The organism is Sphingobacterium sp. LZ11T8, from assembly GCF_024261425.1.
Classification (GTDB): Bacteria; Bacteroidota; Bacteroidia; order Sphingobacteriales; family Sphingobacteriaceae; genus Sphingobacterium.
The window spans coordinates 412,184-435,303 of sequence record NZ_JANBZY010000003.1; the positions used below are offsets into that span (position 1 = coordinate 412,184).

17 protein-coding genes are annotated in these 23,120 nt (G+C 40.3%); 12 read left to right on the forward strand and 5 right to left on the reverse strand.

Annotated elements, in window-relative coordinates; translation table 11 throughout:
• Positions 1 to 1,644: an SUMF1/EgtB/PvdO family nonheme iron enzyme gene (locus NLF99_RS09990; protein ID WP_254528054.1), complete on the reverse strand. Its 1,644-nt coding sequence runs from the start codon at positions 1,642 to 1,644 to the stop codon at positions 1 to 3.
• Positions 1,645 to 3,225: 1,581 nt separating this feature from the next.
• Here NLF99_RS09990 and NLF99_RS09995 point away from each other — a divergent pair.
• The 7 genes from NLF99_RS09995 to rodA all read left to right on the forward strand — a co-directional run bounded on the left by NLF99_RS09995 (position 3,226) and on the right by rodA (position 12,444).
• Positions 3,226 to 4,893, forward strand: a complete 1,668-nt coding sequence (locus NLF99_RS09995; RefSeq protein WP_254528055.1) for a DNA polymerase/3'-5' exonuclease PolX — start codon at positions 3,226 to 3,228, stop codon at positions 4,891 to 4,893.
• A gap of 21 nt (positions 4,894 to 4,914) precedes the next feature.
• The gene (locus tag NLF99_RS10000) at positions 4,915 to 6,576 is read left to right on the forward strand and encodes a M1 family metallopeptidase (protein ID WP_254528056.1); all 1,662 of its coding nucleotides are present in this window, start codon (positions 4,915 to 4,917) and stop codon (positions 6,574 to 6,576) included.
• A gap of 150 nt (positions 6,577 to 6,726) precedes the next feature.
• Positions 6,727 to 7,749 (forward strand): rod shape-determining protein, encoded by a 1,023-nt coding sequence (locus NLF99_RS10005; protein WP_093098220.1) that lies wholly within the window; start codon positions 6,727 to 6,729, stop codon positions 7,747 to 7,749.
• Between the two features lie 81 nt (positions 7,750 to 7,830).
• The gene (mreC, locus tag NLF99_RS10010; protein WP_185214001.1) at positions 7,831 to 8,667 is read left to right on the forward strand and encodes a rod shape-determining protein MreC; all 837 of its coding nucleotides are present in this window, start codon (positions 7,831 to 7,833) and stop codon (positions 8,665 to 8,667) included.
• Positions 8,657 to 9,187 carry a rod shape-determining protein MreD gene (mreD, locus tag NLF99_RS10015; protein WP_237219514.1) on the forward strand — a complete coding sequence of 177 codons (531 nt, stop codon included), beginning with the start codon at positions 8,657 to 8,659 and terminating at the stop codon, positions 9,185 to 9,187. Before mreC ends, mreD begins: the two co-directional genes overlap by 11 nt.
• 19 nt (positions 9,188 to 9,206) lie before the next feature.
• Complete coding sequence (gene mrdA, locus NLF99_RS10020; RefSeq protein ID WP_185214002.1) at positions 9,207 to 11,183, forward strand: penicillin-binding protein 2; 1,977 nt, start codon at positions 9,207 to 9,209, stop codon at positions 11,181 to 11,183.
• Complete coding sequence (rodA, locus tag NLF99_RS10025; RefSeq protein WP_185214003.1) at positions 11,176 to 12,444, forward strand: rod shape-determining protein RodA; 1,269 nt, start codon at positions 11,176 to 11,178, stop codon at positions 12,442 to 12,444. The genes mrdA and rodA overlap by 8 nt, the downstream gene beginning before the upstream one ends.
• A 1-nt stretch (position 12,445) precedes the next feature.
• Here rodA and NLF99_RS10030 read toward each other — a convergent pair whose 3' ends face one another.
• The 3 genes from NLF99_RS10030 to NLF99_RS10040 are packed head-to-tail and all read right to left on the reverse strand — an operon-like array spanning position 12,446 to position 14,765.
• The gene (locus tag NLF99_RS10030; protein ID WP_254528058.1) at positions 12,446 to 13,300 is read right to left on the reverse strand and encodes a nucleoside phosphorylase; all 855 of its coding nucleotides are present in this window, start codon (positions 13,298 to 13,300) and stop codon (positions 12,446 to 12,448) included.
• Complete coding sequence (locus NLF99_RS10035; protein WP_254528060.1) at positions 13,297 to 13,914, reverse strand: YigZ family protein; 618 nt, start codon at positions 13,912 to 13,914, stop codon at positions 13,297 to 13,299. Before NLF99_RS10035 ends, NLF99_RS10030 begins: the two co-directional genes overlap by 4 nt.
• Complete coding sequence (locus NLF99_RS10040; protein ID WP_254528062.1) at positions 13,911 to 14,765, reverse strand: EamA family transporter; 855 nt, start codon at positions 14,763 to 14,765, stop codon at positions 13,911 to 13,913. Before NLF99_RS10040 ends, NLF99_RS10035 begins: the two co-directional genes overlap by 4 nt.
• Positions 14,766 to 15,369: 604 nt before the next feature.
• Here NLF99_RS10040 and NLF99_RS10045 point away from each other — a divergent pair.
• The 5 genes from NLF99_RS10045 to NLF99_RS10065 all read left to right on the forward strand — a co-directional run bounded on the left by NLF99_RS10045 (position 15,370) and on the right by NLF99_RS10065 (position 20,619).
• The gene (locus tag NLF99_RS10045) at positions 15,370 to 16,200 is read left to right on the forward strand and encodes a prephenate dehydratase (RefSeq protein WP_185214007.1); all 831 of its coding nucleotides are present in this window, start codon (positions 15,370 to 15,372) and stop codon (positions 16,198 to 16,200) included.
• A 43-nt stretch (positions 16,201 to 16,243) separates the two neighbouring features.
• Complete coding sequence (locus NLF99_RS10050) at positions 16,244 to 17,350, forward strand: chorismate mutase (RefSeq protein ID WP_185214008.1); 1,107 nt, start codon at positions 16,244 to 16,246, stop codon at positions 17,348 to 17,350.
• Positions 17,351 to 17,352: 2 nt separating this feature from the next.
• Positions 17,353 to 18,606 carry a 3-phosphoshikimate 1-carboxyvinyltransferase gene (gene aroA / locus NLF99_RS10055; protein ID WP_254528063.1) on the forward strand — a complete coding sequence of 418 codons (1,254 nt, stop codon included), beginning with the start codon at positions 17,353 to 17,355 and terminating at the stop codon, positions 18,604 to 18,606.
• Positions 18,607 to 18,668: 62 nt separating this feature from the next.
• Positions 18,669 to 19,766, forward strand: coding sequence for a chorismate synthase (gene aroC, locus NLF99_RS10060; protein ID WP_254528072.1), 1,098 nt, complete (start codon positions 18,669 to 18,671; stop codon positions 19,764 to 19,766).
• Positions 19,756 to 20,619 carry an ROK family protein gene (locus NLF99_RS10065; protein WP_254528074.1) on the forward strand — a complete coding sequence of 288 codons (864 nt, stop codon included), beginning with the start codon at positions 19,756 to 19,758 and terminating at the stop codon, positions 20,617 to 20,619. Before aroC ends, NLF99_RS10065 begins: the two co-directional genes overlap by 11 nt.
• A gap of 19 nt (positions 20,620 to 20,638) precedes the next feature.
• On the opposite strand, the gene NLF99_RS10070 is transcribed toward NLF99_RS10065, so the two are convergent.
• On the reverse strand, positions 20,639 to 23,056 hold the full coding sequence (locus NLF99_RS10070) for a thiamine pyrophosphate-dependent enzyme (RefSeq protein WP_254528075.1): 2,418 nt from the start codon (positions 23,054 to 23,056) through the stop codon (positions 20,639 to 20,641).
• Positions 23,057 to 23,120 lie beyond the last annotated feature (64 nt).

Below are 23,120 nucleotides of genomic sequence, written 5' to 3' on the forward strand. Positions count from 1 at the left end.
TTAATTACTTGGATATTTTATTATTCGAAAGCCAAGGTTACTTCCATTATAACCCAAGTAAAATAAATCCCTGAATTTACTGTTCGCCACATGGTCTTGATTTAAAAATGAACCTCCTTTAATAGCAGGATTTGACACAGCAACTTGACCAGGATCAACGACAGCGTTTATACTATAGGTCCTTATTTCGTCTAAGCAATATTCTATTACATTTCCATAGATATCGTACAGCCCCCATGGATTTGGTTTCAACAAGCCTACATCTTTTATTTCATAACCAGAACTTTCATCATACCATGCGTATTCCGCAAGTTCACTTTCATGGCCGGTTAAGGTTTCATGATCTTCCAGAAAGAAATAATCAGCTTTGGAGCCTGCCCTTGCAGCATATTCCCATTGCGCTTCGGTTGGGAGATCTCCACCTGCCCACTGGGCATATGCCCTAGCTCCGGCCCAAGTCACATCATAGACAGGTTTGTTTTCATTCCCTGGGACAACCTTCCATTCACCATTGTTTTTTATAAAAAAGTTATTGTTATAAATCCAAAAAATGCTTGGATTATTGGGATCCTGGACGACCGATTCGTTTAGGTCGGCATTTACATCTTTTAGGAATTCAAGGTATTGTGCAAGAGTAATCTCATATTTGCTCATCAGGAAATCTCTGGTCAGGGTTACCTGATGGGCAGGGTAAGTGCTTGTTGCAGTTCCAGGTTCGGTAGCTCCCGAACCCATGGTAAATGTACCGGCAGGGATAGGGACGAACTCTATTTCTGGGGCTTGATATGCCACAATTTCACCCGCATCAACCTGCCAATCCATCGCTGAGACCCTTTTGACCTCGACCGAACCTAGGTTGATCGTGACCTGGTATTCATATTGCTTACCGGAAACAAAATATTCGTATAAAGGCAGGTCATATTCCAAAACCTTTTCCCCGACCTTGAACCGAAATTGCTCTTGACCAACATTAAACGACTCATACATGATAGCTTCCCGCTGAGTCCCAAGGCTAATATCGGAGCTGTTTAACAAAAAAATTGAATTTAAGTAAAGTTTGTATCTCCAACCACTGGAGAATCCCACAAGGCTTATTTCGACGTCTCCTAAATCCTCAGCGCTCAAACCTTGGCCAGGCAATAGCGTGAATTTTAGCTTACTGTTCCTATGCCGTAAACTTATTGGACCAATAGGATTGTTCTTGTCGACATTGACCATTCTGAAATCGATAAGGTCCAGTTTGGCCTGATCGAGCTGATCGGTAAAGTCCATCATAAGTTCGCCATTAGAAACCTGCTGATAGGGACTGTACAGGAAGACATCTATAGCGCTACCATCTTGGGGGTAGGTTATCGGCGCACCTCCATCAGCTGGAAGCAGCTCTCCTGATTCATATATATACTTCCGGTTGTTCACCAGCGCACTATTCAGGTCCCTTGATCCGGTCGGGAGGACATAGACCCCAAATTCCTGTCCCTCGACAGGTGTAGCAACGTTCATCGCCGTGATACTGTTCGGTTTTGCCAGGACCAGTTTAAGTTCTTTGCCCTCGGATGGAATGGCTATTCCATCGTCGCGCCTACAGGAAAACAACAGCAGGAGCATGCAAAGTAATGGATAGATTATTTGATTTCTTTTAAACATAATATTGATTTGGCTATCAAAGGATTGATAATTTAAGTTAATCGAAAAGAATCGATAGGCTAATATATTAATTATTAATAAACAATAGAATGTTTATTGAGAAATTTAGTTATTGGATGGGAAATATTTATTGTTATTTAGGATTATGACGGATGTCTTTGACTAGGTACTCGATGTTCAGCCCGAAGGAAGGTAGAAAAAAAGCAAACCATCAAGTCCAAAAATATCATGGGTTTTATTGGCGTACAGTATCTTAACCTTCGGTTAAGAATGACAAAACTTTAGGGAGAAGAACCGTACAGATCCCTCACGAAATGTTCAGAATCAAAATTACACAAATTCGTATTCTTGCTCCTTGGGGTAGTTCCGCTTTGTTTTTTCATTAACTTAATGACAACCCCAGAAGTTGCGAAATCTTTGTAGAAAATGAATGTATTTAGGGTTAAGAAACTCCTAGGGGGACAGCTTTGTAGAATTTAGATGTTTTGTATAGCCAACCCACAGCGTGTGTGAAATATTTTTCAATATATCTTTCTCAGGAGAAAAAATGGTTTCCTCATCTTACGATAGCGGAATGACAAACAACTCCAAATAAAATAAAAAAAAATAGATTCTTCGTTTCACTCTGAATCCCTCTTTAGCGCATTTTTATTCTGAACGATCAGTGAGGAATCTGTACGGTACTCTATAAAAAATGGCTGTCATTCTTTACCGAAGGTAAAGGACCTGTACGTCAAAGCAAGTACTGATAGTATAGTTCCGAGATCATTCCTTCGTCAGGAAGACAGCTAGAGGGAAAGCGAAGATGCAGGAAATTATGCCAATACAATCATTGTTTGTATAGTTCCGAGATCCTTCCTTCGTCAGGAAGACAGCTAGAGGGAAGCGAAGGTGCAGGAAATTATGCCAATACAATCATTGTTTGTATAGTTCCGAGATCCTTCTTTCGTCAGGACGACAGCTAGAGGGAAAGCGAAGATGCAGGAAATTATGCCAATACAATCATTGTTAGTATAGTTCCGAGATCCTTCCTTCGTCAGGACGACAGCTAGAGGGAAAGCGAAGATGCAGGAAATTATGCCAATACAAACCTATTATTTATTTTATTTATTCAAAACAAAATGCGGGCTTATGCAATAAACCCCTACAGTCCTGGGGAATTTCCAGTGTTATATTGCCAAAATGATCTTGGTCCATCCTCCCATCCTCGTCGGGTGAGCGGAGCCGAACCCAATCCTGGTTCAAATCCAGATCTTGGTCTATCCTCTCATCCTCGTCCTCTGAGTGGAGACGAAGGGCATCCTGGTTCAAAAAACTACCCCCTTCCTTTCGTTAAAAAATGTTAACAAATCCTTCTTTGTGTACGAAATAAAATCCGACTGCGTTATAGTATTAAAGAAAAGCAAAAGAGTAAAAGAGTATATAATTTCATAATTTAGGTTAATAATTGGTTTGGTAAAAATCCTAAGCTTCCCCAGCTCAGGATTTTTTATTGAAATGGCTTTTAAGTCACCTGAATATGGTCTGATGTTCGATTCAATTTCCTATTTTTGATATCCCCATAAAAGAAAGAAGGAAATCATGACAAATAAAGAGATAGCTAAGGTTTTTAAATTGTGTTCGCAATTGATGGAATTGTACAACGAGAATCCATTTAGGACAAAAGCAATGGCCTCGGCATCTTTTCGGATCGATAAATTACCTTTTGCGGCGAGCCAATCTGATCTTGAAACCCTAAGTGAACAACCTAATATCGGTAAGAGTACTGCTGAAAAGATCATGCAAGTCATTACTACGGGTACTTTTCCAGACTTGGACAAACTCCTTGCAAAAACTCCAGAGGGCATTTTGGAGATGCTTAAAATCAAAGGCTTGGGACCTAAGAAAATCCAGGTTATCTGGAATGACCTGGAAATTGAATCGGTCGGAGAGCTATACTATGCATGTAATGAAAACCGGCTGATTGAAGCCAAAGGTTTCGGTCTGAAAACTCAGGAGGACATTAAAAAAGCCATTGAATTTTCGATCGCCAATCAAGGTTGGTTCTTATTTGCCAAGGTTATGCCGTCGGCGCTCGAAGTCATACAACATTTTGAGAAAGCTTTAGCACTGGCTCCCATCAGTTTTACTGGAGACTACCGCAGGAAATCAGAAGTTTTGCAACATGTGCAAATATTGATCGCAGCAGAACCAGCGGCAATTCATCAAGCGATCAAAAGTTTAGCATATGAGTTTGACATCAATAAAGAAAACCAAAGGATCAGTTTCAAGGACCAAAATGGAATTCCATTTGAAGTATTGTCCTGTGAAGCAGAGCAATTTGCCAAGAACCTTTTGATAAGCACTGGTTCGGAGGAACACATCAAACAATTGGAAGAAATCGGCGAGATCCAGAATTTGGAATCGGAAAATGAGATCTATAAATCTTTAGGATTAGCCTATATAGAACCTGAATTGAGGGAAAGTGGAAATGTGATCGAACTGGCAAAGGCCAATAAACTACCCAACCTGATCACTTACGCAGACCTTCAAGGATCATTGCACAACCACTCGACCTATAGTGATGGTGTACATTCTTTGAAAGATATGGCTTTGTATTGCAAGGAAGAATTAGGATTGGAATATTTAGGGATTTGTGATCACTCCAAGACAGCAGTTTATGCCAATGGCTTGAGTCTGGAAAGACTGGAACAGCAATGGGTTGAAATTGATGAATTGAATAAAAAATTAGCTCCCTTCAAAATCTTTAAAGGAATAGAATCGGATATCCTTTCAGATGGATCTTTGGATTATCCAGACGAAGTCTTAGCTAAGTTTGATTTTGTGGTGGCCTCCATCCATAGTAATTTAAAAATGGACCAAGACAAAGCAACTGATCGTATTATCAAGGCCATTGAAAATCCATATACCACAATTTTAGGTCACCCAACAGGACGATTATTATTATCTAGAGCGGGTTATCCTTTGGACTTCAAAAAGGTAATCGATGCCTGTGCTGCCAATAAGGTCGTTATTGAAATAAACGCCAATCCATTGCGACTGGACCTTGACTGGAGATGGCATCAATATGCGTTAGAAAAAGGCGTGCTTCTATCTATCAATCCAGATGCCCACAGAAAAGAAGGCTTTTTGGATATGGAATATGGAGTTTATGTTGGACGAAAAGGCGGTTTGTCCAAAGAGATGTGCTTAAATGCCTTTGATCTTCAAAAAATCGAAGAATATTTTAAAAACAGAAAGAAACATTAAAACCTACTTTATAAGACCGTTATGATAAGAACAAAATCAATTTTCCTCGGCATGTTATTATGTGCTGCAAGCTATTCAGCAGAAGCACAATTGATGAAGGCCAAAGAATTATATAGCAAAGCCGATTCATTACGTGGAGAATTGACTGCATTGCGCACCTGCTATGATATCCAATACTACCATTTGGACGTTAAAGTGGATATCGACAATAAGTTTATTTCAGGGAGTAACCTATTTAAGTTTGAAGCTGTTGAACGTTTCAACAAATTACAGTTTGACCTATTTGATAACCTTTCCGTAGACAAGGTAGAATACAAAGGCAAGAGTCTTCCCTTTACAAGGGAATACAATGCCGTCTTTGTTGATTTCCCAGAATATATAGAAAAAGGAAAGGTCGATTCTTTTACGGTTCATTATTCTGGAAATCCTATTCAGGCGACTAGAGCTCCTTGGGACGGCGGCTTTGACTGGAAAAAGGACAGTAATGGAAAACCATGGGTTGCTACGGCTTGTCAAGGCTTGGGTGCCAGCGTTTGGTGGCCAAATAAAGACCATCAATCGGATGAGGTAAAGAGCATGTTGATATCGGTGGCTGTACCAAATGGGGTCATGAATGTATCTAATGGAAGATTGGTCAAGACAGAAAAACTGAAAAATGGATATACCAAATATCATTGGAAAGTAGAGAACCCGATCAACAATTACAATGTGGCCCTTAATATTGGGGATTATACGCATTTCAAAGAAACCTATGCTGGAGAAAAAGGTCCACTATCTGTTGATTACTATGTCTTAAAAGAAAACGCAGGCAAGATCGATCACTTAAAAAAGAATGCGAATGAGACACTAAAGGCTTTCGAGCATTGGTTTGGACCTTACCCTTTTTATGAGGATGGGTACAAGCTTGTGGAAACGGCGCATTTAGGCATGGAGCATCAGAGTGCAGTTGCCTATGGCAATAAATACCAAAACGGATATTTAGGTAGAGACGGATCGAGAACCGGTTGGGGCTTGAAATGGGACTTTATTGTGGTCCATGAATCGGGGCATGAGTGGTTTGGCAACAATATTACTTCGAATGACCTTGCTGATATGTGGATCCATGAAAGTTTCACCAATTATTCAGAAGCCCTATTCATTGATTTCTTTTATGGAAAGGAAGCCAGCCAAGCCTATGTTAATGGCAACCGTCGCGGGATCCAAAACGATAGTCCTATCCAAGGACCATACAACGTAAATAAAGAAGGTTCAGGGGATATGTACAACAAGGGTGGTGTTTTGCACAACATGATACGGACCATGATTGATGATGATGACAAATGGCGTAATATCCTACGCGGATTAAACAAGAAATTTTACCATCAGACGGTTGATTATGGCGATATCGTAAATTATATGAGCAAAGAGTCTGGCATCAACCTCGATAAAACCTTTGAACAGTTTGTACAGACGAAAAGCATCCCGACTTTAGAGGTCATAGAGAATAGTCCAGGTGTCTTTATGATCCGTTGGATATCAGAAGTAAAAGATTTTCAAATGCCGGTCCATATCTTTGATAAGGACGGAAAAAGATTGAGAATAGACCCAACAGACAAATTTAAGGTGATGAGGTTGGATGGATTAACGAAGGAGAACTTTAAGGTGGATACTTATAATTATTATATTGGTACTACAATACAATAAAATAAGCCTAATTTCGTTCACAATATCATATTTAAAAATTTGAATATTTTCATCGACAAAAGATGTTTTTTTATAAGTAATGCTTTCATAAAAAACCATTTTTTTTCATTAGGTTTGCAATTAAATTACAAATAATACTTACACATCTAAATGGGGCTTTTTAATTGGTTTACGCAAGAAGTTGCAATAGACTTGGGAACAGCTAACACCCTAATCATTCACAATGATAAAGTAGTAGTAGATGAACCCTCAATTGTAGCATTTGACCGCACAACAAATAAGGTGATCGCAATCGGTCGTCAGGCAATGCAAATGGAGGGTAAAACTCACGACAATATAAAAACGGTAAGACCATTGCGTGATGGTGTGATAGCAGATTTCACAGCTGCTGAGCATTTAATCCGCGGTATGGTTAAGCTTATCAACAAAGGTAAGAGCTGGTTTTTCCCATCCTTACGTATGGTGGTATGTATTCCCTCGGGCATAACAGAGGTCGAGAAACGTGCTGTTCGTGATTCGGCAGAGATTGCTGGAGCGAAAGAGGTTTACTTGATCCATGAACCTATGGCAGCTGCTGTGGGTATCGGTATCGATGTGGAAGAACCTGTAGGAAACATGATCATCGATATCGGTGGTGGTACCACTGAAATTGCCGTGATTGCCCTTTCAGGAATTGTTTGTGACCAATCTATCCGTGTTGCGGGAGATAACTTCGATTCAGACATTGTTCAATATATTCGTCGTCAGCATAATATTATGATTGGAGACCGTACAGCGGAGAAAATCAAGATTGAAGTTGGCGCAGCATTACCAGAATTAACAGATCCACCTGAGGATTTCGCGGTTCAAGGTCGTGACCTAATGACTGGTATCCCTAAACAGATCACTGTATCCTATACGGAAATTGCGCACTGTTTAGACAAGTCAATTTCTAAAATTGAGGAAGCTATCTTAAAAGCATTGGAGATCACTCCTCCAGAACTATCTGCTGATATCTATCAAACAGGTATCTATCTGACAGGCGGTGGCGCCTTACTTCGTGGATTGGACAAACGTATTCAAGCGAAAACAAAACTTCCTGTTCACGTTGCGGAAGACCCACTTCGTGCAGTAGTTAGAGGAACTGGGATTGCACTTAAAAACATTGGACGTTTTAAGTTCTTAATGCAATAACAAATAATTAAAAAAATTTATGATTACGCGATATAACGTTCCTATAATGTTATATCGCGTAACTATTAAAAGAGAACAATAATGAAGAACCTTTGGCTTTTCTTGGTTAGATATAATGCCTTTTTTTGGTTTATTCTCTTTTTTGTTGCTTCTCTCCTATTGGTTGTCCAAAACAACAGGTACCAACGCTCAGCCTTTATCAATTCTTCCAATGTAGTCGTAGGATCATTTTACGATAAGTTGAATTCTTGGAAAAGCTATTTGGCGCTTGAAGAAACCAATAAAAACCTGGCGCTGGAAAATTCAGAGCTCAGGAAACAACTTCAACATTATCTTTTGACCGACACCTTGGATTCTGTACAGATCAATGATTCCATCGATATGAACAGGTACCAGTTCACGATGGCAGAGGTCGTTAACAACAGTGTACACCAGAAAAGTAATTTCATTACGATCAATAAAGGCTCATTGGCAGGCATTCAGAAAGGATTAGGTGTCATCACTTCCAATGGTGTTGTCGGTATTGTCCTGAATGTATCAGCACATTTTAGTACCATTCAATCTTTATTGCATCCAGATACCCGGGTTTCAGTGACCATGGATACCACAAATGTCTTTGGATCTTTGGTCTGGGGAAATACAACCGACCCGCAGTTTGCCATAGTCAAGGATATCCCAAACCATCTTAAAGTCCAAAAAGGACAAAAGATCTACACGTCAGGGTTTTCCCTGTTTCCGAAAGGTATTGAAATTGGATCGGTGGAGGAAACTGGTATAAGTTCAGGAGGCTCCTTCCTGGACATCAAGATTAAATTGAGGACGAATTTCAGCAATCTAAACCATGTGTATGTGGTGAAGGATCTGCTGGAGAATGAAAAAAATGAATTGGAAGCCGTAACGGAGGATAATGATGGGTAAGGTGATAATTTTCAATATTATTCGATTTATTGTATTGATCGCGATGCAAGTTGTATTGTTCAAGAATATTGGATATTATAACTTAGCGACTCCTTTTCCGTATATCCTGATCATCTTTTTGTTACCCATCGGTACACCAAACTTTGTATTGTATGTATTGGCCTTCCTAACAGGACTAACCGTAGATGCCTTTTATGATTCGATAGGTGTGCATGCTGCAGCCTGCGTAGCCCTGACCTGGTATAGGATATTTTTCCATAGAATTACCTTGGACGTTGATGTTCAGGATTCCTTTGAAACTCCTTCATTAGGCAATATGGGCGCCAAATGGTTCCTTTCCTATATTTCTATCGGAACGTTGATCCACCATTTCGTTCTTCTGCATGTAGAATATTTTAGTTTCTCAAACTATTTAAGCACGCTACTGAGCATATTACTAAGCAGTATTTTTACTATCTTGTTAATCATATTGATTAGTATACTTATTTACAAAAGAAAATCTCGCTTATTAAGTAATTAATAATTACGGTCTTATTCTCATGAACAATAGTTATTTCAACCGTAAATTCGTTATCCAAGGAATCTTCATTGCTATTGCACTCGTTATTGTAGCAAGACTCTTCTATATACAGGTCATCGACGACAAATACCTTCTTTCAGCCAACAACAACGTCATGCGGAAAAAGATCATCTATCCCGCACGAGGTGTTATTTTAGACCGGAATGGTAAAGTCTTGGTCCAGAATGAACCTGTTTATGATATCATGGTTACCCCTAGGGAAGTCAAGGATCTGGACACCCTGTTGCTATGTGACCTATTAGGGATCGACACGGTTGATTTCAATGTACGGATGAGAAAGGCGAAAGCACATTCACCCTATCGGGCATCACAATTTATGAAGCAGGTTTCATCGACTGTCTATGCCAAATTTCAGGAACACCTGTATAAGTTCAGGGGTTTCTACCCTCTGAACCGTACCGTTCGTAGTTATCCTGATAGTATTGCCGCGCAGTTTTTGGGTTATATCCAGGAGGTGAATGAAAGAGATATTGAAAAATCGAATGGCTTTTATCGCCCTGGAGATTATATTGGAGCATCTGGAGTAGAACGTGCCTATGAAGAACTTTTGAGGGGTAAACGTGGGGTGGAAAACCAAATGGTTGATGCCCTGAACAGACCTCAGGGTAGTTTTATGGATGGTAAATATGACACCCTTGCTGTTACAGGGGATGGACTTGTTTCTTCCTTGGACAAAGACCTTCAGATATTGGCTGAAAAGCTGATGAAAAACAAACTAGGTTCTGTGGTTGCCATCGAGCCTTCCACGGGTGAAATCTTGAGTTTTGTAAGTAGTCCATCTTACAATCCAAATATGATGGTTGGACGTGAATTAGGAAACAATTACATGAAATTGTTGAATGATGAAACCAAACCTATGTTTATCCGTCCCATTCAAGCTTCTTATCCTCCGGGTTCCGTTTTTAAGGTTGTCTCCGCATTAACAGCCCAGCAAGCTGGTGTGATCAATGATCAGACTGTGTTTTATTGTCCAGGTGGATATCGCTATGGTGGTGGACGTGCGATAATGCGCTGTACTCACGTTGATGGAGCAACCGGACTGGTAAAATCCATCAAGATGTCCTGTAATACCTATTATGGGTATGTATATGCCAAAATGATCGACAGCAGAGGTATGAGCGGTCCGAAAGCCTATGACCTCTGGAAGGAAGCATTGGGAAAATTTGGTCTCGGCCATAAATTGGGGATAGACCTTCCAGGCGAAAAACCGGGACTTGTACCTACATCAGACTTTTATACCAAAAGATATGGGAGCGGAAATTGGAGATCTAGTTTTAATATCTCCTTATCTATCGGTCAAGGTGAACTAGGGATCACCCCATTGCAAATGGCCAACATCATGGCCATTGTGGCAAATCGAGGATTCTATTACCGCCCCCACCTCATTAAGGGAATTGGCGAAAAGCAGATCGTGAAGGAAGAATTTACAGAGAAGATCTCTGCTGGTGTTGATGCCAGACACTATGAGCCTGTCATTGAGGGAATGAGCCAAGCAGTGAACCAGGGTGGTACCGGCGCGGCCTCAAGAATAGCTGGAATTGAGATGTGCGGAAAAACGGGTACCGTTCAGAACCCACATGGTGAAAACCACGCCGTATTCTTTGCTTTTGCACCAAGGGATAATCCTAAAATCGCCATTGCGGTTTTCGTAGAGAATGCTGGTTATGGAGGTACATGGGCGGCTCCGATCGCGAGTATGATGGTTGAAAAATACCTGAAGGATACCATCTCCTTGCCTAAATATATTCAGGACAGGATCTATAATGGTAACTTAATGCCGAAGCCAAAAGTGAAGAAAGAGGAAAGCATCAAAAAGGACAGTACTAAGAATAACAATAAACCACAAACGGTACGTACCGCAGCAGTAGACCCAAAGAAAAAAACGGAATCTGCGGTATTAGTGCACCATAGCCAAGTGAGGAGAAACCATGAATAACCTACATAAGAAAAGTTTTTTCGGTAGAATTGATTGGTTGACCATTGGATTGTGGTTGGCTTTATGTTTGATCGGTTGGTTCAATATCCACGCTGCAGTATACGATGCTGAGAATCCAGGTTTATTTAATCTGGCGACCAACTACGGAAAGCAATCCATTTATATCTTTACGGCACTGATCATTGGTATCTGTATCCTGATCATTGATTCCCGATTTTTCATATCCTCGGCCCCTATTATCTATATCATCGTCATTCTGCTTTTGGTGGCTGTATTGGTGGTTGGTCGAAATGTTGGGGGTAACCAGGCATGGATACCTTTAGGTAGTTTTAGGTTGCAACCTTCTGAGTTTGGAAAGTTGGCAACCTGTCTATTGTTGGCCTATTACCTCAGTAACCAGACGAACAAAAACCCCAATATGAAGACCTTGTTCATAGGTGCATGTATTGTATTGTTTCCTGTTGCTTTGGTTATGTTGCAACCTGATACGGGTTCTGCCTTGGCTTTCTTTGCCTTGATCTTTGTGTTCTACAGGGAAGGTTATGTGAGCACTGGATTATTGATCATTGGTGGATTGGCGATTTTCTTGTTCGTCTTGGCATTATTGGTCAATCAATGGATCCTGATCGGTATATTGGCCTTGGTCTGCGGATTTTTCGCCTTTATGATGCGCAAAAAACGAAAGAACCTGATCAATATGGCGATCCTATTTGTGGTTTCCAGTGTGTATGTGCTCTGCGTGGACTTCGCTTATGAGCAAATCCTACAACCGCACCAAAGAAACCGTATCGACATTATCTTGGGCAAAATGGATGACCCCAAAGGTCAAGGTTATAACTTGAACCAATCGATGATTGCCATTGGTTCCGGTCAGCTTTTTGGAAAGGGCTATCTCCAAGGTACCCAAACCAAATATAACTTTGTGCCGGAACAAAGTACCGACTTTATTTTCTGTACGGTGGGTGAAGAATGGGGTTTTGTAGGTTCTGTGGTACTGATTTCGATCTATGTTGCCTTGCTGGTAAGACTTGTGAATATTGCGGAAAGACAACGTACCGCCTTCGCCAGGATCTATGCATACGGGGTAGCTTCTATCCTATTCTTCCACTTCTTTATCAATATCGGAATGACCATCGGAATCGTCCCTGTAATTGGTATCCCATTGCCTTTTATTAGTTATGGAGGATCCTCATTATGGTCCTTTACCATATTGTTGTTTATTCTGTTGAAGTTTGATTCGACAAGGAAAGGGACGGGGTAGCTTATATTCTCTCTAACACCAATCTTATTGCCTTATCAACAATTTCTTGGGGATTGTTACTAAAAGATTCACTCACTCGACTGGCAAGTATTGCGTTGATGGAAATGGCATGGTGACCAAACATATTACTGAGCGCATAGATCCCCGCAGTTTCCATTTCTAGATTGGTGATGTTTCTTCCTGAGATTTCAAAACTGTTGGCATTCTTGATGAGGTCCGGATAGATATTGTTGGACCTTACATTCCTGCCCTGGGGGCCATAGAAACCTGGGGCTGTCATGGTTATTCCCTTTGGAAGGTCGAATGCAAATTGATCCAAAAGCTTTTGGGACGCCCGGCCTACATAGGGTTTGAATGTTAGGCTATCAAAGTGCTTGACTACGGCATCCTGCAATTGGACTTCGGGCTCGGTATAAGGTTTTCTATAGTATTGCATTAAGGTATCGAATCCTATTGCAAATTCGGAAGCTAATACGGTACCCATGGAAATATTCCCTTGAATAGACCCGGAGGTTCCAATTCGGATAATATCTAAGGATTTGATTTCAGGCTTTAGGGTTTTGGTCTGGAAATCGACATTGACCAAAGCATCCAATTCATTCAGGACGATATCAATGTTATCTGTTCCAATCCCTGTAGAAATAACGGTGATCCTTTTTCCATTGACGGAACCAGTATGGGTAATAAATTCTCGTCTTCCTTTTTTGATCTCGATATCATCGAAGTATTTGGAAACTTCGGGAACACGGTCAGGATCTCCGACGAAAATTACAGTATCAGCAATATCAGATGGCAATAAATTCAAATGGTAAATACTTCCATCGGAATTAATAATTAGTTCAGAATCGTTAATCATATGGTTCGCAAGTAATTGATCTCTACCCCCTCAATCTTTTCCATTCTCCCGATCACTTCATTTACCTGTAATTTACGGATTTCGAAGGTAATTTTACAATTTGTATCAAAATCTTGACTCAAAACGACTAGATCTGTTTCCTTAACAATCCGCATGACATCATTCATCTGTAGGTAATCGAACTTCAATTCGTAGACATCATTTACGGTCTTTTCCACGACTTCTGCTTCTGCAAGGGCTTCTTGGGTTGCTGTCTTATAGGCATTGATCAAGCCTGGTACTCCCAATAAGGTTCCTCCAAAATAACGAACGACCACCACCAGGATATTTGTGACATCCATGGAGAGCAAAACATTCAATATAGGTCTCCCTGCAGTCCCTGAGGGTTCTCCATCGTCATTTACCCGGAACACTGCACGGTCTGGGCTAAGCCGATAGGCATAACAATGGTGGCGGGCTTTGGGGTGCATGGATTTCAATTCAGCGATAATATCCTTAAGCTTACTTTCGTCCTTGAGGGGATAGGCATAGGCGATAAACTTGCTTCCCTTGTCCCTAAAAATTCCTTCTGAAGGTGCTTCAATAGTTTGGTATGTATCTTCGAATAAACTCACAGCAATGCAATTAATAAAACTGAAATAATGGCCAAAAATAGCCCAATTTTATTGTAAACGCTAAGTTTCTCCTGAAATAGTATCACTCCTGCCATCGCTCCCACCGCAATCACGCCAATATTCATCCCTGTGAAAACTAGGGATGGACTATCAGGCAGTGCTTTGTGCGCTTTCATGTAAAAGACTATGTTTCCAAAATTAAAAACGCCTAATATAGCGCCGTAAAGGAGGGATTTTTTGTCAAAGTCCTGTTTTTTGACAAATAGGAGGTAAACTAGAAAGAGCAATGCAAATCCTAAAGCCAGGGTAAATACTATCCAAAGGGAGGACATGTAGGTTATCTGGCTGTTTAAGGCTATCTGCTTGAAAAGAATATCAATGATACCCATCCCGAAGAACACCAACAAAGGGTATATCCAAATTTGCTTTCCCTGAACTCGATCATTCTTATTCCAACCTATAGAAAACACGATAGCAAGCAATCCTACTGCGATACCAATAAACTTATTGGCTGCAAATTCTTCATTCATCCAGAAATAGGCTGCTAACAATGGAATAAATAGGGATAATCGCTGAGCAACCTCCGTTTTGACAATTCCTCCATAACGGATTGAAAGGGCCAGACATATGAATATAAAGGGTAAAAGGAACCCCAAAGGAACATAGATAGCCCAAGGAAGGTTGGAAGTCCAAGGAACAATTTGGGGTTTCAGCACCAGATAGGTTAGGAAAAGTGCAATGGGATAATTCCAGACCAGGAGTTGTAAGTAGTTCACTCCACGCTGTCTGGCCAATTTGATAATGATGGCAACAGTCACTGAACAGAGAACCGAAATGAGGATATAATGCATTTTTGTACTATTCTTCGAAATGCTACAAATATATCCTTTTCTAGATAGCAAATAGAGTAGGAAAAGGATCAATCAAGCATTGAGAAATCAGAAATTGCTTCAAAACATCATTTTTTTGACTGAGAAATGAGCTGATTTTTGTTAAATTTTTAAATATTTTTTCACCATTTTTTAGCGCTATTTTTTGGCGTTTTTTAGGCTATTTTTTATACGAATTTTATAAGTCAAAATTTTAACAAAACCACATTAATTTGTTTTAAAGGCATATTTTAATATATATATAGACATATTACTCATAATTTACGACTATTTTTTAGGCTATTTTTATCGTAAATTTTAATGTATTTTTACGCTATTTTTGATTAGTTTTTATAGCATAAAACAATATTTTTTAAAAAATATTTTGCACTTAAATAAAGAAGCTCTATATTTGAAAACAAATAAACGGGAAATGAACATACAATATACATATACCAACTTTTGGTTCTTTTATTTTAAAGATAAGAGCTGGGACTAGTATATGGTATTTAGAAAATATTGAAGGGTCCCAGCTGAAAAGTTTGGGACCTTTTTTTTGACAAAAAAGTAAAGCATAATAAAGATAATGAGTGAGAAAATAAAGATTGCCATCCAAGGAGTAAAAGCTTCATTTCATGAGGAAGCTGCCTATAAATATTTCGGCAAGGACATAGAAACGCTTGAATGTTCATCATTTAAGAAAACATGTGACCTCCTGAAGCAAGGAAAAGCAGACTATGTCGTGATGGCGATTGAAAATTCAATTGCGGGAAGCATTCTACCTAATTACAATCTTTTAAGGGACTACCGCTTTCATATCATCGGCGAAGTTCATCTTAATATCCAACAGCATCTTTTGGCATTGCCTGGAGTTAAAATTTCAGATGTACAATTTGTCGAGTCCCACCCTATTGCCATTAGGCAGTGTGATGAGTTCCTAAGTGATCACCCTGAGTGGACCATCAAGGAAGGAATGGATACGGCAGCTTGCGCCAAAAAGATCTTGGATGAGAAATTGACCCATACCGCCGCTATCGCAAGCGAAGCCGCCGCAAAACTGTATGGTTTAGAGATCTTGGAAAAGAGAATTGAAACCAATAAAAAGAATTCTACTCGCTTCCTGATCCTTTCAAACGAATTAGAAGAGCAGAAAAATGCTAACAAAGCTTCATTATCTTTCCAGACTTCCCATGCTATTGGTGCATTAGCGATGGTCTTACAATGCTTTGCTGAACAAAATGTCAACCTGAGCAAAATACAATCCATGCCCGTTGTCGGCAGAAGAAATGAATATGATTTCTATGTGGATGTGGAATGGAAAAAACAAGCTGACTATGATGCTGCCATCCGTAAGGTCCTGAAGCACACCGTGAACTTCAGCATCATGGGTGAATACCTGAAAAACGAAAAGATCTAAATCAAAAAATAATTTAACAAGTAAATAATCAAACTAAAATACAATGAAACATTCATTAGACATTCTCCCTTTAAAATCTTGGTTGGATACAGGGGATAAACCTTTAATCATTGCCGGACCATGTAGTGCTGAGACAGAAGAGCAAGTGGTATCTACAGCACATTTATTAGCCAACACTGGAAAAGTGAATGTTTTGCGTGCAGGTATCTGGAAACCTCGTACTAGGCCAGGAGAATTCGAAGGAATTGGCAGCATCGGTTTGGAATGGATGAAGAGAGCTAAAGAAGAAACCGGCTTGTTGACCGCAACAGAAGTAGCTACGGCAAAACATGTTGAGGAAGCATTGGCCGCTGGAATTGATATTTTGTGGATTGGTGCTCGTTCTACTGCGAACCCATTTACAGTTCAAGAGATTGCAGATGCATTGCAAGGTGTTGATGTTCCTGTATTGATTAAAAACCCAGTGAATCCAGACCTTTCTCTATGGATTGGTGCATTGGAACGCGTAAATAGAGCTGGAATCAAGAAATTAGCTGCTATCCACCGTGGATTCTCTTCTTTCGAAAAGACAGCTTTCCGTAATGAACCAATGTGGGATATCGCTATCCAATTGAAAGCGATCGCTCCTGAATTGCCTATCATCAATGACCCTAGCCATATCTGCGGTAACCGTGAATTAATCCCTTACGTTACGCAAAAAGCAATGGATATGGATATGCAAGGTTTGATCATCGAGTCGCATATCGATCCTTCAGTTGCTTGGACAGATGCTAAACAACAGGTTACCCCTGCAGCTTTGTCTGAATTATTGGATAATGTAGCTGTACGTAAGCCTGAATCTAACAATCCTGCATTCGAAGATAAATTAGCTGAATTGCGTGGACAGATCGATAAGTTGGATGACCAAATCATCAAACAGATCGCTGACCGTATGAAAATTGCTGAGAAAATCGGAGAGTTCAAAAGAGATAACAATGTAACGATCCTTCAGATCAACCGTTGGGATGAAATCGTTCAGAAACGTATTCAATTAGCGAAGGCCCTTAACCTAAGCGAAGAGTTTACTTCAAAATATTTAGAGTTGTTGCATAACGAATCGATTCGTAAGCAAAACGAGGTTATGAACACTAAACCGGTTGCGGAGGCTTAAGAATGACGGCGAAAAGCTTAATTTTAACCCACCCTTCGCAAGAAATTAAAGGCACGGTTCAACTTACTGGTTCAAAATCAGAGAGCAACCGTGCTCTTATTATCAGAGCATTAAGTAAAGGTGCTGTACGCGTTGAAAATCTTTCTGAAGCAGCTGATACCGTAACTTTAAATGCTGCCCTGAACCAAGCTTCTAATCCCAATCCTGGAATCAACAGCATCGATATCGGTCCTGCAGGTACCGCAATGAGGTTCTTGACTTCTTACCTGAACTTGATCAAAGGAAACTTTATCTTAACGGGAACTGAAAGGATGCAACTGAGACCTATCGGGATTCTCGTGGATGCCCTAAAGGACCTGGGTGCTGATATCCATTATGAAAACAAGGCGGGTTATCCACCATTAAAAATTGAAGGTGGAATGATTCAAGGCAAAGAACAAATTTCAATTCAAGGTAATATCAGTAGCCAGTATATTTCTTCGCTATTGCTGATCGCTCCTTCCTTAAAGAAAGGTTTGATCATTGATATTATAGGCGAATTGACTTCTAGGCCGTATGTAACCATGACTTTGGAAATGCTGAAGGAATGTGGAATCCAATACAATTTTGAAGATAATAAAATCCAAATTGCTAAACAGGATTTTTCTGAGTCAGTGATCTATGTTGAACCAGATTGGAGCGCAGCTTCATATTGGTACTCTATCGTTGCTCTTTCCCAAAACGGGGAAATTGTATTGCCTGGATTAAAAGAACATAGTTTGCAAGGCGACATGGCAATCATTGAAATCATGACGCATTTTGGAGTGGAGTCAAGCTTTGAAAAAGATGGTCTCCATTTGAAAAAAGTGGACAGCAAGTCTGAAAAACCTTTATTCGACTTTAAAGAATGTCCTGATCTAGCTCAAACAGTTGTCGTTATTGCTTCAGCTTTAAAAAAGGACGTTTCATTTACAGGGTTAGAAACCTTGAAAATCAAGGAAACAGATAGAATCCTTGCCTTACAGACTGAAATCGGTAAGTTCGGAGCAAAACTGATCGCAGATGGTGAAACTTATCACTTGAAGACCGCTGATGTACAAGATCCAGGAAACCTTACAATAGCAACCTATGAAGACCACCGCATGGCAATGGCTTTTGCTCCACTAGCATTAGTATTCAATCAAGTTACCATTGAAGAACCTATCGTGGTTGAAAAATCATATCCTATGTTTTGGCAGCATCTAGAAGAACATGGCTTCCAAATCACTGAAAAATAATATTATTATAAGCTAAGCAATTTTCATATCTATTTTTATATATTTACGGGCATTATCGAATTATGGCAGGAAATACTTTTGGAGATTTATTTAAGATAAGCACTTTCGGGGAATCACATGGAAAGGCAATTGGGGTGATAGTGGATGGATGCCCAGCGCTGGTTGAAATTGATGAAGAATTCATTCAATCAGAATTGGACAAACGCCGCCCTGGCCAATCCAAGATCACAACCCAAAGAAAAGAAAGCGATACTGCACAAATTCTATCCGGTACTTTTGAGGGAAAATCTACAGGCACGCCCATTGCCATCGTAATTCCAAATGAAGACCAACGCTCTAAGGACTATTCTCACATTCAAGATAAATTCAGACCCTCTCACGCAGATTTCACCTATCAAATGAAATACGGCATCCGCGATTACCGTGGTGGTGGTCGGTCATCAGCAAGAGAAACTGCAGCTCGTGTAGCAGCAGGAGCAATTGCAAAATTATTCTTGAAACAATACGGAATCGAAATATTTGCCCATGTTTCTGCCGTAGGGAATATCCAAGCTCCTAATCTGGAGCTAAATGATTTAAATGGATTGTTGGAAACCAGGGAGAGCAATATCGTAAGATGTGCTGACCCTGCCAGTGCTTCCGAAATGGAAGAATTCATCAATCAAGTCCGTAAAAATGGAGACACAGTTGGGGGTGTTATTTCCACTGTCATCAGAAAGGTTCCAGTCGGACTTGGAGAGCCAGTATTCGACAAACTTCATGCAGACCTAGCCAAGGCAATGATGAGTATTAATGCTGTTCATGGCTTTGAATACGGATCGGGATTTGAAGGTTCAAAAATGTTAGGCTCAGAGCACAACGACATCTTTGTAAAGGAAGATAATCAAGTAAAAACATTAACCAATTTTTCAGGAGGTATTCAAGGAGGCATTTCTAATGGAATGGATATTACTTTCCGCACTGCATTTAAACCTGTTGCTACGATCATGCGTGATCAGAACACAATAAATGAAGAAGGAAACGAAACAACCATTTCAGGAAAGGGACGCCATGACCCTTGTGTTGTACCTCGTGCAGTTATTATCGTGGAAGCCATGGCTGCCCTTGTAATAGCTGACCATTTATTAAAATATAAGGCCTATTTAAAGAATGCAGAATAGCAATTATATTCTTTCATGTGATATTGGCGGGACACATATCACTTCAGCGATCGTTGAGAAGGATTCTTGGAGAATTCTTAACGAAACCATTACCCGTTCGCATGTAAATTCATTGGAAAATGCTAAATCGATTTTTCTTGACTGGACCACTAACATGAAATCCTGCCTAGAAAAAACTGATTTAGAAGTAGTTAACATTGGAATTGCTGCTCCAGGCCCCTTTGATTACGATAAGGGAATTGCCCTCATGAAGGGTCAATCAAAATACGATAGTATTTATAATATCAAAGTTACTGAGCCTATTTTAGAAGGACTTGGTCAACAAGATTTCAAAATTCTATACATCAATGACGCTGCTGCCTTTCTACAAGGCGAGGTCTTTGGATGTGGATTAGACCATAAAGAAAGAATTTTAGGAATTACTTTGGGAACAGGTTTAGGGAGCGCAGTTTGGAGTCAGGGAGAGAAAGCATTCGATGCTGATCTTTGGGATACGGTCTATAAGGACTCTATCTTTGAAGAATACCTGGTAACAAGATGGTTTGTAAAGCGATTTGAGGAATTAGCAGGATTTAAGGAAAGCGGATTAAGGGAGATCCTTGAAAAACATGCTGAAACCAAAGAAGTAACTCAATTGCTTTCAGAATATCAGGAACACTTACTGCGTTTTATGGAGTTTTTTAGCCAAAAGCATGATTGCAAGTCCTTTGTAATTGGCGGGAACATTGTAAAGGCTTGGGACCGTATTTTCCCAGACAAATCTGTACTGGAAGGATTTGAGGTTCAGATTGGTCAATACCAAGAGCATGCAGCGATTATCGGAGCGGCATCCCTATTCTCAAACGGTATATAATATTCAGGAACATTTCCTCCTAGAAGATAGGAGGAAATGTTGTTGGATTACTGTCAGACATCATTTGATAAGCCGTTTCCACGACATCATCAACAGCTGGTTTAGTAAAATAGTCACCATCAGAACCGTAAGGCGGACGATGAGCTTTTGCAGTCAAGGTTTTAGGTTGTCCATCCAAATGGTAATAACCACCTTGTTTTTCCAATATTTCATGGGTGATATAAGAAGAGGCTCCTCCAGGGAAATCTTCATCCACCACTAATAATCTATTTGTTTTCTTTAAGGATTCAACGGAAATCTTGTCTCTATCGAACGGTTGCAAACATTGAGCATCAATGATTTCTATGGAAACACCCAATTTATCCAATTCCAAAGCAGCTTCTTGCACAATCCTAAGTGTTGATCCATAAGACACTACCGTAATATCAGCACCTTCCCTTATCTTTTCAGCTTTCCCAATCGGAACGGTAAATTCACTGATATTGACCGGCATTTTCTCTTTCAATCTATAGCCATTCAGACATTCTACCACTACTGCAGGTTCATCGGATCTAAGAAGCGTATTATACATTCCAGCAGCTTGGGTCATGTTCCTTGGCACACAGATATGCATTCCTCTCAAACCGCCCAAAAGCACTGACATCGGTGATCCAGAATGCCAAATACCTTCCAATCGATGACCACGGGTCCTTACGATCAAAGGAGCTCTTTGCCTTCCTTTTGTTCTATAACTCAAACTCGCTAAATCATCGCTGAGAACAGGCATTGCGTAAATCAGATAATCCAAATATTGAATTTCAGCAATAGGCCTAAAGCCACGAACAGCTAAGCCTATCCCCTTTCCAATTATTGCAGACTCCCGAATTCCGGTATCGAAGATCCTCTGGCTCCCAAATTCTTCTTGCAAGCCTGCGAATCCTTGATTTACATCACCAATCTTACCAACATCTTCTCCGAATGCCAACAGTCGCGCATCTTTATCAAAATTAGCTTTGAAGCAAGCATTCAGTACCTCACGACCATCCACTATAGGAGAATCCTGATCAAATTCAGCAGGAACGGTTTCCACTAACAGTGGAGAATATTTAGTATCAACGAATAGCTTATCGTTAAATCGATCATGGTTAATTTTCTGTTTTTCGCGGAACCAGGATATCAACTCTTCTTTCCCTAAAACATCCACTCCACGAAGCTCCCTAATGACGCGTCTGACATTTACATAAACCTCCTTAAGAGAAGGCTCTGTAGTCGACAACAAGGTTTTTAAAGGTATCTCAGCAGCATGATGATTGATCCCTTCCAACTTAGCAATAGCTTCCTGTAGGTCCACCTGAAGCGTTTTTCTATAATCTGCCCAGGCACGTTTCTGTTCTTTCCTCACGAAATCCTTTGCTTCCGAATCGAGAGCTGCCAATTCTTCCTCGGTAGCCATTCCAGAATCTATCAACCAATCCCGCATTTTCTTATTGCAATCAAACTCGGTTTCCCATTCCAATCGTTCATGGCTTTTATAGCGTTCATGCGATCCGGAGGTGGAGTGACCTTGCGGTTGGGTCATTTCGACAACATGCACCAGGCAAGGTTTACTGTTGTTTCTGGCAAAATCCGCAGCTTTCTCATATACCTCGCAGAGACCGGCATAATCCCAGCCTTTCACGCGAAATATTTCAAATCCAGGACCAGCTTCATCCTCCTGAAAACCTCTCAGCAGAGCAGAGATATCACCTTTGGTGGTTTGGATTTCATTAGGAACGGAGATTCCATAACCGTCATCCCAAATGGAGATCACGACAGGCAGTTGCTTCACACCGGCAGCATTCACCGTTTCCCAGAACACCCCTTCCGAGGTCGCGGCGTTTCCTATCGTACAGAAAACCACCTCTTGTCCATCATTGCTAAACTTATCTTTATGGGAGAGATTAGGATTGTTTTTATAAAGTTTCGATGCCAATCCTAAACCAAGGATCCTTGACATCTGTCCACCGGTGGTGGAAATATCAGAAAAGCAGTTAACCTGCTTGGTTTGGTCGATCCACTCACCGTCCTCATTCAGAAGAGGCGTGGCGAAGTGGGCCACCATTTGTCTTCCCGCAGAAGATGGATCCGCTTCTACATCAGGATTAGCATACAATTGCGAAAAGAAATTATAGACATTGCTGATCCCTAGGGCGAAAGCCAAAGTTTGGTCCCTATAATACCCTGATCGCCAATCCCCAGGTTTAAAAACCTTGGATAGAGCAATCTGAGCCAATTCCTTACCATCTCCGAAAATTCCAAATTTAGCTTTGCCTGTAAGCACTTCCTTTCTTCCCAATAGACTGACAAATCGGCTTTGCGTGGCTAGTTTATAATCTTCTATGAGTACCTGGCGGAATTCCTCGTAGCTTATTTTTGATGTATTATATTGCACTGATCGTGTCGTATTTAATTCTGACATTAAAGTGGTTCCTTTTTTAACAAAAATAAGAAAATAAACGAGTTTATCTTACCCTAATTGTCCT